This window comes from Klebsiella sp. 64 (assembly GCF_018223915.1).
Classification (GTDB): Bacteria; Pseudomonadota; Gammaproteobacteria; order Enterobacterales; family Enterobacteriaceae; genus Klebsiella; species Klebsiella pneumoniae.
Window position 1 is genome coordinate 1 of sequence record NZ_JAGRQZ010000048.1, and the last position, 11,356, is coordinate 11,356.

At 54.2% G+C, this 11,356-nt stretch carries 14 protein-coding genes; 7 read left to right on the plus strand and 7 right to left on the minus strand.

What is annotated here, in order from left to right; genetic code table 11:
* Positions 1-185 (plus strand): aquaporin (locus tag KHQ23_RS24995; RefSeq protein WP_211777063.1); only part of this gene is annotated, 185 nt, incomplete at its 5' end.
* A gap of 49 nt (positions 186-234) precedes the next feature.
* Here KHQ23_RS24995 and KHQ23_RS25000 read toward each other — a convergent pair.
* Positions 235-732: a GNAT family N-acetyltransferase gene (locus tag KHQ23_RS25000; protein WP_007871777.1), complete on the minus strand. Its 498-nt coding sequence runs from the start codon at positions 730-732 to the stop codon at positions 235-237.
* Positions 733-1,063: 331 nt separating this feature from the next.
* On the opposite strand from KHQ23_RS25000, the gene KHQ23_RS25005 reads away from it, so the two are divergent.
* The 6 genes from KHQ23_RS25005 to KHQ23_RS25030 all read left to right on the plus strand — a co-directional run bounded on the left by KHQ23_RS25005 (position 1,064) and on the right by KHQ23_RS25030 (position 5,418).
* Positions 1,064-1,390 (plus strand): helix-turn-helix transcriptional regulator, encoded by a 327-nt coding sequence (locus tag KHQ23_RS25005; RefSeq protein WP_016151350.1) that lies wholly within the window; start codon positions 1,064-1,066, stop codon positions 1,388-1,390.
* On the plus strand, positions 1,387-2,100 hold the full coding sequence (gene arsH, locus KHQ23_RS25010) for an arsenical resistance protein ArsH (RefSeq protein ID WP_016151351.1): 714 nt from the start codon (positions 1,387-1,389) through the stop codon (positions 2,098-2,100). Before KHQ23_RS25005 ends, arsH begins: the two co-directional genes overlap by 4 nt.
* Before the next feature lie 8 nt (positions 2,101-2,108).
* Positions 2,109-2,654, plus strand: coding sequence for a sigma-70 family RNA polymerase sigma factor (locus tag KHQ23_RS25015; RefSeq protein ID WP_016151352.1), 546 nt, complete (start codon positions 2,109-2,111; stop codon positions 2,652-2,654).
* A 75-nt stretch (positions 2,655-2,729) separates the two neighbouring features.
* Entirely contained in the window at positions 2,730-3,092 is a 363-nt protein-coding gene (locus KHQ23_RS25020) for an arsenic metallochaperone ArsD family protein (RefSeq protein WP_211776956.1), read from the plus strand.
* Positions 3,093-3,110: 18 nt separating this feature from the next.
* A complete protein-coding gene (gene arsA, locus KHQ23_RS25025) occupies positions 3,111-4,868 on the plus strand; it encodes an arsenical pump-driving ATPase (RefSeq protein WP_016151354.1) in 1,758 nt (585 codons plus the stop codon).
* Positions 4,869-4,989: 121 nt separating this feature from the next.
* Positions 4,990-5,418: a GNAT family N-acetyltransferase gene (locus KHQ23_RS25030; protein ID WP_004206671.1), complete on the plus strand. Its 429-nt coding sequence runs from the start codon at positions 4,990-4,992 to the stop codon at positions 5,416-5,418.
* 32 nt (positions 5,419-5,450) lie between these two features.
* Here the strand turns inward: KHQ23_RS25030 and arsC are convergent, their stop codons facing one another.
* From arsC to KHQ23_RS25060, 6 genes are all read right to left on the minus strand, one after another.
* Positions 5,451-5,876, minus strand: coding sequence for a glutaredoxin-dependent arsenate reductase (gene arsC, locus KHQ23_RS25035; protein WP_007779002.1), 426 nt, complete (start codon positions 5,874-5,876; stop codon positions 5,451-5,453).
* Positions 5,877-5,888: 12 nt separating this feature from the next.
* The gene (gene arsB / locus KHQ23_RS25040) at positions 5,889-7,178 is read right to left on the minus strand and encodes an arsenite efflux transporter membrane subunit ArsB (RefSeq protein ID WP_016151355.1); all 1,290 of its coding nucleotides are present in this window, start codon (positions 7,176-7,178) and stop codon (positions 5,889-5,891) included.
* A gap of 47 nt (positions 7,179-7,225) precedes the next feature.
* Positions 7,226-8,977, minus strand: a complete 1,752-nt coding sequence (gene arsA / locus KHQ23_RS25045; RefSeq protein WP_211776955.1) for an arsenite efflux transporter ATPase subunit ArsA — start codon at positions 8,975-8,977, stop codon at positions 7,226-7,228.
* 17 nt (positions 8,978-8,994) lie between these two features.
* Positions 8,995-9,357, minus strand: coding sequence for an arsenite efflux transporter metallochaperone ArsD (arsD, locus tag KHQ23_RS25050; protein ID WP_004206665.1), 363 nt, complete (start codon positions 9,355-9,357; stop codon positions 8,995-8,997).
* A gap of 51 nt (positions 9,358-9,408) precedes the next feature.
* Positions 9,409-9,759 (minus strand): As(III)-sensing metalloregulatory transcriptional repressor ArsR, encoded by a 351-nt coding sequence (gene arsR, locus KHQ23_RS25055; protein WP_004206664.1) that lies wholly within the window; start codon positions 9,757-9,759, stop codon positions 9,409-9,411.
* Positions 9,760-10,114: 355 nt separating this feature from the next.
* Positions 10,115-11,089 (minus strand): diguanylate cyclase, encoded by a 975-nt coding sequence (locus KHQ23_RS25060; protein ID WP_004213565.1) that lies wholly within the window; start codon positions 11,087-11,089, stop codon positions 10,115-10,117.
* Positions 11,090-11,356: the final 267 nt, after the last annotated feature.

Consider the following 11,356-nt stretch of genomic DNA (forward strand, 5'->3'; position numbering starts at 1 on the left):
AATCTGATTTATTCAACAAAGCCGGGGCAAGCATGAACCCGGCCCGTAGCTTCGGGCCGGCATTGGCCATGGGATACTGGGATAATCAGTGGCTGTACTGGGCCGCTCCGCTGTCTGGCGGGCTTGCAGCTGTTGCGTGCTGCCAGCTGTTTATGCCGCAACTGAAGTCACCCTCACCGGAATAAAGTCCCTTCCAGGACAGAATGCCTCTGATGAACAGAGGCATTCTTTTTTTCAGCAACCCACTGTCCGGCTACGCCTTTCCAGAATGAGAACATCTCTCCATTTTCCGTTCATTTCACCCACTTTTTCCCGGCAGCCGACTTCCCTGAATCCCTGGCTGCGATGTAAAGCAACACTGGCCTGGTTTTCCGGAAAGATGCCAGCAAGTAGCGTCCAGAAACCCGCACCTTCCGAGCCCTTTATCAGCCCGGAGAGCAAAGCCCTGCCTGCGCCTTTTCCCTGAAAATGAGTACTGACATAAATGCTCAGCTCTGCGACACCGCGGTATGCATGCCGGCGGGAAAAAGGAGATAGCGCAGCCCATCCCACCACTCTGTTATCAACAGTGGCGACGTAGCGGCAGTCCTGAAGATGCCCTTCATTCCATTCCAGCCACTCAGGTGCTGCGGTCTGAAAGGTGGCGTTCCTTGTTGCAATTCCTTCCTGATAAATTTCCCTGACTGCACACCAGTCCTCTTCGTGCATTTTTCTAATGATGATCTCTGCCATTTCTCTGTACCGTATGTTTGCTGTATTCATAGGCAGTCAGAAAACGAGCCTGCCTGGGCTTCCCGGCGGCGGGACATAATGCGCCCGTCAGCAAAGGATGAAGGTCATTTCATTTTTAGCGGGAATCGGTTTCTACTGTGACGGATTCATATGCATTTTTCCATATATATTGTGACGTACCTCATTTCTGAGAGGTATAAACACCGATCATGTTTTCTCCATGCCGCGTAAGTGTAAGGCCCCGGAGATGGAGTCATATTATGGACGTGGTTGCGCTCACTATATATTTCTATTATTCTGGAAATATAGAAGTAAAATTACGAGGAATGGGATGGAGCTGAAAATCGCCGCGATGGTGCTGAAAGAACTTGGCCACACCACTCGTCTCGATATTTACAAAACACTCGTTAAGGCCGGACGTCAGGGACTGCCCGTGGGGGAACTGCAGCAACATCTCGCCATTCCGGCCTCGACCCTGAGTCATCATCTTTCATCACTGATATCCGTCTCACTGGTTCGCCAGGAAAGGCAGGGGAGAACACTGTTCTGCCACGCCTGTTATGACAACCTTGCTGCATTGATTGCCTTTCTGACAGAAGAGTGCTGTGCAGACGAATATGCCCCGCCTGGTTTTATGTCACCACCGGAGACAAAATGATTGCTGAACTGAAAAATGTTGTTCCTGAGCTGTTTGATACAGGTCTCACCGGGGTCCGCCTGGGTGTAAAGACAGTTGACCATCCTCCCCGGATCCTGATGTTGTACGGTTCCGTTCGAGAGCGGTCCTACAGCCGTCTGGCCACCGAAGAGGCTGCCCGGCTTCTTACCGCCATGGGTGCGGATGTCCGCATCTTTAATCCTTCCGGTCTCCCTCTGCCGGATGATGCAGCGGATACGCACCCCAGGGTTATGGAACTTCGCGAAATGGTGCGCTGGTCTGAAGGGATGGTATGGTGCTCTCCTGAACGTCATGGTGCGATGACCGGCATTATGAAAGCCCAGATTGACTGGATACCACTATCAGAGAGCGCAGTACGCCCTTCTCAGGGAAAAACCCTGGCCGTCATGCAGGTCTGCGGAGGCTCCCAGTCTTTCAATGCGGTAAACCAGATGCGTATTCTTGGCCGCTGGATGCGAATGATCACTATACCTAATCAATCCTCGGTAGCGAAAGCCTGGCAGGAGTTTGATGAAGACGGACGGATGAAACCATCCCCGTACTACGACCGTATTGTGGATGTAATGGAAGAGCTGATGAAGTTTACCCTGCTGACCCGGGAGTATGCAGCGTATCTCGTCGATCGCTACAGTGAACGTAAAGAGTCGGCAGAAGCACTTTCCCGGCGGGTGAATCAGAGCAAAATCTGAGGGCTGGTATGAGTGATGTAACGGCATTCAACAACTGCATGAGCGTGTTCTGGCAACAGCATGAAGCAGAGCTCTCCCGTTTTCTGGCATCAAGGACAGGCGATCGGGAGCAGGCAGCCGATCTGCTTCAGGAAGTCTTCCTGCGCGCCCGGGCCTGTGCAGACCGCTTCTGTGAAATGGAGAACCCGCGGGCCTGGCTGTACCGGACGGCGAGGAATCTGCTGACGGATGAGTACCGTGCCGCCAGAGACGTCGTGGTGCTGGAAGACGAGATCCCGCTGCCTGACGCCTTCCATGATGCGGTTTCAACGCTGGAGATTTGCCTGCCTGAAACCCTGCAGGCCTTACCTGACGAGGAAAGATGGCTGATAGAAGAGGCCGATCTGAACCGGCGTCCCCAGCAGCGCCTGGCCGACGAGCTGGGGATCACGCTGACGGCGTTTAAGTCGCGCCTGCTTCGCGCCCGGAAACATCTGAAGGAGACGATGACGGAACTCTGCCAGGTGGAAGCGGATGATGCGTCTTCCGTCTGCTGCCATAAAAAAATGGATTAACCGCGCATCTTTTTCCCGCCTCACTCGTTTACCTCAGTGTAAAGCCCCATCATTCAACACTGAGGTAAACAGTCCATGTCAAAAATTGAGATCTTTGAAGCCGCAGGCTGCTGTGCGACCAGCAGCGTCGTGGTCAGCGATGAAGCCGTCAAATGGAACTCCAGCGCCGAATGGGCGAAAAAGCATGGTGTGAATATTCAGCTTTACAGCCTGGCAAAGAACCCGCAGCAGTTCCTGAATACGCCCATCATCAGGGCCTTCCTGAACACGTCAGGAATGGAGTCCCTTCCCGCTACCCTGCTTGACGGCCAGCTGGTGATGGCGGGCAAGCTCCCGTCCCGGGAAGATATCGCCCGCTGGGCCGGTATTTCCCTCACGCAGGACTGGAATGAAGACAGCACGCAGCCGCGCTGCTGCAGCATTCCCCGTATGCCTTAATCCCGGAGGAGCTCAACAATGACGATGCCATTTTTACAGAATATCCCCCCGTTTATCTTCTTCACCGGCAAAGGCGGCGTGGGGAAAACCTCTCTGGCCTGCGCGACGGCGGTATGGCTGGCTGACCAGGGCCGGAGAACGCTTCTGGTCAGTACCGATCCGGCCTCCAATGTCGGTCAGGTCTTCAGCCAGACTGTGGGCCACCGGATCACTGGTATCCGCACCGTGGAAAACCTTGCGGCAATGGAAGTTGACCCGATGGCGGCCGCGCAGGCTTACCGCGATCGCGTGCTCGATCCTGTTCGTGAACTGATGCCTGCCGATGTCATCAGCAGCATTGAAGAACAGCTTTCCGGTTCATGTACCACGGAGATCGCGGCATTTGATGAATTTACCGCACTGCTGACCAGTCATGAACTGCGCGAAAAATATGATCATATCGTCTTTGATACTGCACCAACCGGACACACCATCCGTATGCTTGAGCTGCCGGGCGCCTGGAGCGGGTATCTCGATGCACATCCTGATGCTGCGGCGAACCTCGGCCCTCTGGTAGGGCTGGAGAAACAACAGGACCAGTACGCTGACGCAGTGAAAGCCCTCTCTGATACGGCACTCACGCGACTGGTTCTGGTTGCCCGCGCCCAGGCGTCGACCCTGAAAGAGGTCTCCCATACCCACGAGGAGCTGTCGGCTATCGGTCTGCAGCATCAGCACCTTGCCATCAATGGCGTGCTGCCTCCCTTTGCCGGTGAACGGGATCCGCTGGCGCACAGTATTCTGGCGCGGGAGGAACGGGCCTTACGGGCCATGCCTGAAAACCTCGCGCATCTTCCCCGGTCGATGCTGTATCTGAAGCCTTTTAATCTGGTTGGTCTGGACGCCCTGAGGGCGCTGTTTACAGAGAGCACACCTGTTCTGCCGGATCCGGGAGCCACGCTCACGACGGTCGATTTACCGGAGCTTGCCTCCCTGGTGGAGGACCTCAGCCGGGCGGGAAAAGGGCTGGTCATGACAATGGGAAAAGGGGGCGTGGGAAAAACCACGGTGGCGGCTGCGGTCGCGGTCTCGCTGGCCAGACGCGGTCATAAAGTCCACCTGACCACCTCCGATCCGGCAGCCAACCTGTCTTACACCCTGGATGGCTCGCTGCCAGGCCTTCAGGTTAGCCGTATCGATCCAAAGGCAGAGACTGAGCGCTATCGTCGCTTTGTGCTGGAAAATCAGGGAAAAGGGCTGGATGCGGAGGGACTGGCGGTACTGGAGGAAGATCTCCGTTCCCCCTGCACCGAAGAGATTGCCGTGTTTCAGGCATTCTCCCGGATCATCAAAGAGGCCAACGACCATTTTGTCATTATGGACACTGCGCCCACCGGGCATACGCTGCTGTTGCTGGATGCAACCGGGGCCTATCACCGGGAAATGGTGCGCCAGATGGGGCATGCTCACGATCACGTGATAACGCCAATGATGCAGCTGCAGGATCCGGAGAAGACCAGAGTCATTATCGTGACGCTTGCCGAAACCACGCCGGTACTGGAAGCGGCCGGGCTGCAGCAGGACTTACGCCGGGCCGGGATTGACCCCTGGGCGTGGGTCATCAATAACAGCCTCGCGGCCGCGAAGCCGTCCTCCCCGTTCCTGGTCACCCGTGCCCGTCGCGAACTGCCGCTGATCGACGACGTTGCCGGGCATTATGCACAGCGCATTGCCCTGACGCCACTGCTGAAGGACGACCCGGTAGGCGTGGACCTGCTGGCTGAAATGGCGGGCTGACAGGTGGGGCGACGCCCCACCTCCACTTAAAACATTTCCTTATACAGGTCATAAGATGAAGCGCTTAATCTGCCGTCGCGAATTCCGGTAGTGTGTCAGTCAACGTCACAGGAGTCATACAATGCACATTATCAATGCTGAAGAGCAGCACATTCCCGCCATACGCCGTATTTACGCCCATCATGTCCTGCACGGCACAGGCAGCTTCGAGACGGCCCCCCCGAACACGCAGGAAATGCTTGCCCGGGTGAAAAACGTTCAGTCACGTGGATTTCCCTGGTATATCGCCCTGCAGGGGGGCGGAAAAGCCTTACTCGATCATGCCTTAACATGGGCCCGGTCTCAGGGATACCGCCAGATGATAGCGGTTGTGGGGGACTGTGCGAACGTCGCGTCTGTAGCGCTGCATCTTCGCTCCGGATTTACTGAAATCGGCACGCTGAAGGACATCGGTTTCAAGCATGGCCGCTGGCTGGACACGGTGTTGCTGCAGTGTCAGCTGGGAAAAGGGAGCTGTACGCTGCCGGACAGTCCGGTACCCGGACGCTGAGGCAGGAGAAAGGGGGCATCGCCCCCTTTCGGTTATTTCAGCCGTTTCCCTGCCTCATCTACTACTTTCTCGCCGTCTTCCTTAGCAAATGCGCCTTTTTGCGCATCCGGAAGAATATCCAGTACCACTTCGGAAGGGCGGCACAGACGCGTTCCCAACGGTGTCACCACAATCGGACGGTTAATCAGGATCGGATGCTGAAGCATAAAATCGATTAACTGATCGTCAGTAAACTTATCTTCCGCAAGCCCCAGCTCTTCATAAGGCTCGACGTTTTTGCGCAGCAAAGCCCGGACTGAAATGCCCATATCTGCAATGAGTTTGACCAGCTCATCGCGTGACGGTGGATTTTCAAGGTAATGAATAACGGTCGGTTCATTACCACTGTTGCGGATCATCTCCAGCGTATTACGCGACGTGCCGCAGGCCGGATTGTGATAAATGGTGATGTTGCTCATATCAGTATCTCATTACAAAGTGAAAGAGAGACGTAGCGCCAGCGCTGCCAGCGTTACAAACAGCACAGGCAGAGTCATAACGATCCCGGTGCGGAAATAGTATCCCCAGGTGATGGTCATATTCTTCTGTGTAAGGACATGCAGCCAGAGCAGCGTTGCCAGGCTACCAATAGGTGTAATTTTAGGTCCCAGATCGCAGCCAATCACGTTGGCGTAGATCATCGCTTCTTTGATAACGCCTGTTGCGGTGCTTCCATCGATAGAAAGAGCGCCAACCAGCACGGTAGGCATGTTGTTCATGATGGAAGACAGGAAGGCCGTCAGGAAGCCAGTACCCAGCGTCGCAGCCCAGAGTCCTTTATCCGCCAGTACATTCAGCACACCTGAAAGGTATTCGGTTAGCCCGGCGTTGCGCAGACCGTAGACCACCAGGTACATCCCCAATGAGAAGATGACGATCTGCCATGGCGCGCCGCGCAGCACTTTGCCAGTGTTAATGGCATGGCCTCGTTTAGCTACTGCAAACAGGATCACAGCGCCAACAGCCGCAATCGCGCTAACGGGAATACCGAGCGGCTCAAGGACAAAGAACCCAACCAGCAGAAGTATTAAAACTATCCAGCCGGTTCTGAAGGTTGCCAGATCTTTAATCGCTTTTGCCGGTGCTTTCAGAAGAGACAGGTCGTAAGTCGGTGGGATATCCTTGCGGAAGAACAGATGCAGCATAACCAGCGTGGCAACAATGGCTGCAATATCCACCGGCACCATTACCGACGCATACTCGGTGAAGCCCAGTCCAAAGAAGTCTGCAGAAACGATGTTAACCAGGTTGGACACGATAAGCGGCAGGCTGGATGTATCGGCAATAAACCCTGCAGCCATGACGAATGCCAGTGTCGTGCCTTTGCTGAACCCTAATGCCAGCAGCATGGCGATGACTATCGGCGTCAGAATAAGTGCCGCACCATCGTTGGCAAACAGTGCCGCCACCGCTGCACCAAGCAGAACGATATACGTAAAGAGCAAACGGCCACGACCGTTACCCCAGCGCGAAACATGCAATGCCGCCCATTCGAAAAAGCCGGACTCATCAAGCAGCAGGCTGATAATAATTACGGCAATAAAGGTCGCCGTCGCGTTCCAGACGATATTCCACACCACCGGAATATCGCCCACATGCACAACGCCAGATATCAGAGCCAGTCCCGCGCCCAGCATTGCACTCCAGCCGATCCCTAATCCCTTTGGTTGCCAGATAACCAAAACAATGGTCAGGACAAAAATAGCGCCGGCCAGTAACATAAAACCTCCTGACAGGGCGACTTTGTCGCCCTGTATATGTCATAAAATTAGCTCATCAACTCTCTGAGCTTTTCAATACCGGCGGGCTCTGACGCCAGCACCGGAACAAGCGCTATACGGTCAGCATGCTGATCCTTAACAGCCTCAATCTGAGGCAATTCCTGATGAGCACGCTGACAAAGCAACGGAGAACGCGTATCCGCAATGGAAAGGCTGTTATTGATAATCCAGCCCCACGGATGAATCCCCGCTCTTTCAAGGTCAGCCTGCAGGTTTGCCGCTTCCAGGACCGGTGTGGTTTCAGGAAGCGTAACCAGCAGAACTTTGGTTCTATCCGGGTCCTGAAGCTGCATCATGGGGGTAGTAAAATGACCTTTACTCCCCATTTTTTTGGCAATCTCTCGGTGGTAAGCCCCGGTCGCATCCAGCAACAGCAGCGTGTGTCCGGTAGGGGCGGTATCCATGACAACAAAGCGCTTACCCGCTTCACGAATTACACGGGAGAAGGCCTGAAACACGGCAATTTCTTCTGTACAGGGAGAGCGTAAATCCTCTTCCAGTAACCGTTTCCCTGCTTCGTCCAGATCTCTTCCCTTCGTCTCAAGAACATGCTGGCGATAGCGTTCGGTTTCATCGTGAGGGTTGATGCGGCTGACCTGCAGGTTTTTGAGGCTGCCGTTCAGCGTTGTACTCAGGTGCGCAGCAGGATCAGAGGTCGTGAGATGCACGTCAAATCCCATGTCTGCCAGCCTGACGGCGATGGCAGCAGCCATTGTGGTTTTCCCTACACCACCTTTGCCCATCAGCATAATCAGGCCGTGTTCACTGCGAGCGATATCATCGACCAGGCCAGAGAGAGATAAGTTTTCAGGCGTGTACAGGATATTCGTTACCGGGAGCGGTAATGCCTCAGAACGGGTATCCAGCAGTCCCTTCAATGCTGAAACACCAACCATATTGACTGGCTGGAGTAACAGGGTATCTGTCGGTAGCTCAGATAAACCGGCAGGAAGATTTGCCAGTGCCTCCTGCTCACGTTGCCATATCGCCGCGGCCAGGGCGTCATGTTCAGCTTCGGCTTCAGGCAGCACACCATTAATCACCAGATATTGATTTTTCAGGCCAATCTCAGCCAGTTCCTCATGAGTGCGGGCGACTTCCTGCAGTGTAGAATTTTGCAGTCGTGCAACCAGAACCAGGCGGGTACGTTCAGGATCGGACAAAGCCTCTACCGCATGAGCATACTGCTCACGCTGCTTTTCCAGCCCGGCCATTGGGCCAAGACAGGAAGCACCATCTGGATTACTTTCAATGAAGCTACTCCAGGCACCGGGAAGCTGGAGCAGACGAATCGTGTGGCCCGTCGGCGCTGTATCAAAAATGATGTGATAAAAGCGGGTCAGCAGGGAAGCGTCTGTTAGTAAGCCCGTGAATTCATCGAACGCAGCAATCTCAGTCGTACAGGCTCCTGAAAGCTGCTCGCTGATACTGTTAACAACGTCATCAGGCAAAAGACCTTTGATAGGATCAACGATTCTGGCCCGATATTGCCGGGCGGCTTCCTGCGGGTCAATCTCCAGTGCGGAAAGTGCAGGAACTGCTGTCACAGGGCGAATCGTGTTACCGATAGCCTGATCGAATACCTGACCAACATTGGAGGCCGGGTCGGTACTGACCAGCAAAACCCGCTTACCCTGTTCGGCAAGGCGGATAGCCGTCGCGCAGGAAATGGAAGTTTTTCCTACACCTCCCTTGCCAGTAAAAAACAGGTAAGGCGGGATATTCTGTAAGAATTTCATATGTCCTCCTGACATATTCAGCAACAGGAAGTATTACCACCACAGCAACTGGTGGGAGCTAACCCTACCTTCTCCAGCGGAATACCGAACCAGCGAGCCAGCTCAGCGCGTTTTGGGTATCGCCCAGCCATCACCGTTTCGCCGTCCAGCAACAGCAGCGGAAGCCCTTCTGCGCCGGATGCGTCGAGGAAGGATTTCGCTTTCTCATTGTGAACAAAGCTCATGGGCTGCTGCGCCAGGTTGTAACGTTCAACCTGTACACCACGTTCTTTCAGCCACTGCACATCAGCAGAAAAATCAACCAGAACCTGATCGACATCTGAACCACATACACCGGTACTGCAGCACATTGCCGGGTCAAACACCGTTAACGTCTTCATTCTGAATACCTCATACATTCGAAAAAACACATATGTTCAGGCAAATTTTTTTTAGATGCAAACAGCCTTACCGCTACCAGAGCAGTTTGCCGATGCCAGCTTACGGGCGATGGCCTGTACGTCGTCCTGTTGGCTTAACCAGGCCTGCTCAATCACCTGAGCAGCCCAGGAAGGAATATGCGGGGATAAGCGATAATGAACCCATTTCCCCTGCTTGCGATCCAGCAATAGACCGCTTTCCCGGAGCATTGCCAGATGACGGGAAATCTTGGGCTGGGACTCATCCAACGCCGTGCAGAAATCGCAGACGCACAGTTCTCCCATCTCCCTGAGCAGCAGGACAATACCCAGACGGGTTTCATCGGACAGGTTTTTGAAAAGCTTAAGGGCTGTAAGGGTCATTATTCCTCCTGTTCGGTTGCGTAAAGCATACGCCCGGAGACAAAAAAAACAACCATACATTCGGAAAATCGAATGTGTGAAAGTGTCAGATGACGCTGTCACGCTGGTATACGTCCGTTACTTTCCGGGGAAAATACATGTGTGTTACAGAGATCCGACTTTACCTTTTTTCGGATCTCAGAAGTGGAGAAGAGGAATTATTGCAGCATGGACACAAAAAACGAGTAATTGTTGCGATGAGTGGACTATTGCACCATGAGCAAATATAAATGACTTTATGCGTCCTGCGGTTAAATATATTGTTCATGCCGTCCGGCTGAACCCCGGGTCAGGGGATCAGCCGGGAAGGAGAACGTCACGGTTCTGTTTTCCGCGACAGGGTCTTTCTTTTTTTCTTCAGGTACATCACTTCGTCACATTTACCGATCATCTCCGCCAGTGTCGTATAATGGTCTGCGTTATTGATCAGTTCGCCAAAGGAATAATTGATGTTGTAGGGCTTGCCCGAGGTGTCATTGTAATGATCGAGACTGGCACTCAGCGCGTGCAGATAAGACTGAGTGTTACCGTTTCGCCGGATCAGGGCGGCAAACTCATCCCCGCCGAGGCGGCCTGCTATTTCACCCGGTTCAAGGTGCTGATGTAAAAAGCCGGCAAAGATCTTCAGCACCTCGTCACCTTCCGCGTGTCCCCAGAGATCGTTAACCGGTTTGAACCTGTCCAGATCGAAATAGATGAGGCTGAACGACGCATCCTGCCGGTTCATTGCGCGGAAGAGTTTTTCGCCGGCGCGGTAAAACCCGCGCCGGTTGGGAATGCCCGTCAGGCTGTCCGTCATGGCCATGCTGATGGCCTCGAATTCGTCCTCCACGATACAGGCCAGGTCCCGGAGGGACGCAATGTCCTCATCCGTGAAGGCGCGGGGAACGGTGTGGATCAGGCACAGCGTGCCGGCCACCGTGCCGTCCGGCAGGCTCACCGGCTGGCCGGCGTAGAACCGGATGTGTGGCTCACCGGTAACCAGGGGATTATCGTGAAATCGCGCATCGGCAGCCGCATCGTGAATGATAAAAGGCCCTTCCTGCAGAATGGCGTGCCCGCAGAACGAAATATCACGTGGAGTTTCGCGCACGCCGACGCCCTGGCAGGCGAGGAGCCACTGGCGCTCGCGATCCAGCAGGCTTATCAGGGCCACCGGGACCTGAAAGGCTTTGCGGGCCAGCCGCGTCAGGCGTTCAAAACGCTCATCGTCACGGGTATCAAGAAGGCCGGTAATATACAGGGACTTCAGCCTCTGTTCTTCATTCTCCGGTATACCGGGTGCCTGCATGTAATCTCCTGGTATGTACAAAGTATATATGCAGATGAAAAGGTGTTTGGATCTGACTGAGTGTAATTATAGTTCACGACTTATCTGCCAGCGGCTGAACTTCAGGTACAGGAATTCACGTTTATCACTCGTACCAGACTCTCCGGAGGACCAGGGGAATGACCGGGTCTGTTACGGTGAGGGAATCTGTAAACCTCAGGATTTTTGCCGGGAAAGTACGTATAACTGCTATCTTGATTAGTAAATGGGCTTTGTTGAATAAATCGA

Bases quoted from the DNA above. Each gene is read 5' to 3' on its own strand.
- arsA (WP_211776955.1), bottom strand. From the start codon at position 8,977: ATGAAATTCTTACAGAATATCCCGCCTTACCTGTTTTTTACTGGCAAG.
- KHQ23_RS25005 (WP_016151350.1), top strand. From the start codon at position 1,064: ATGGAGCTGAAAATCGCCGCGATGGTGCTGAAAGAACTTGGCCACACC.
- KHQ23_RS25020 (WP_211776956.1), top strand. From the start codon at position 2,730: ATGTCAAAAATTGAGATCTTTGAAGCCGCAGGCTGCTGTGCGACCAGC.
- arsC (WP_007779002.1), bottom strand. From the start codon at position 5,876: ATGAGCAACATCACCATTTATCACAATCCGGCCTGCGGCACGTCGCGT.
- KHQ23_RS25060 (WP_004213565.1), bottom strand. From the start codon at position 11,089: ATGCAGGCACCCGGTATACCGGAGAATGAAGAACAGAGGCTGAAGTCC.
- arsR (WP_004206664.1), bottom strand. From the start codon at position 9,759: ATGACCCTTACAGCCCTTAAGCTTTTCAAAAACCTGTCCGATGAAACC.
- arsD (WP_004206665.1), bottom strand. From the start codon at position 9,357: ATGAAGACGTTAACGGTGTTTGACCCGGCAATGTGCTGCAGTACCGGT.
- KHQ23_RS25030 (WP_004206671.1), top strand. From the start codon at position 4,990: ATGCACATTATCAATGCTGAAGAGCAGCACATTCCCGCCATACGCCGT.
- arsB (WP_016151355.1), bottom strand. From the start codon at position 7,178: ATGTTACTGGCCGGCGCTATTTTTGTCCTGACCATTGTTTTGGTTATC.
- arsH (WP_016151351.1), top strand. From the start codon at position 1,387: ATGATTGCTGAACTGAAAAATGTTGTTCCTGAGCTGTTTGATACAGGT.
- KHQ23_RS25000 (WP_007871777.1), bottom strand. From the start codon at position 732: ATGGCAGAGATCATCATTAGAAAAATGCACGAAGAGGACTGGTGTGCA.
- KHQ23_RS25015 (WP_016151352.1), top strand. From the start codon at position 2,109: ATGAGTGATGTAACGGCATTCAACAACTGCATGAGCGTGTTCTGGCAA.
- arsA (WP_016151354.1), top strand. From the start codon at position 3,111: ATGACGATGCCATTTTTACAGAATATCCCCCCGTTTATCTTCTTCACC.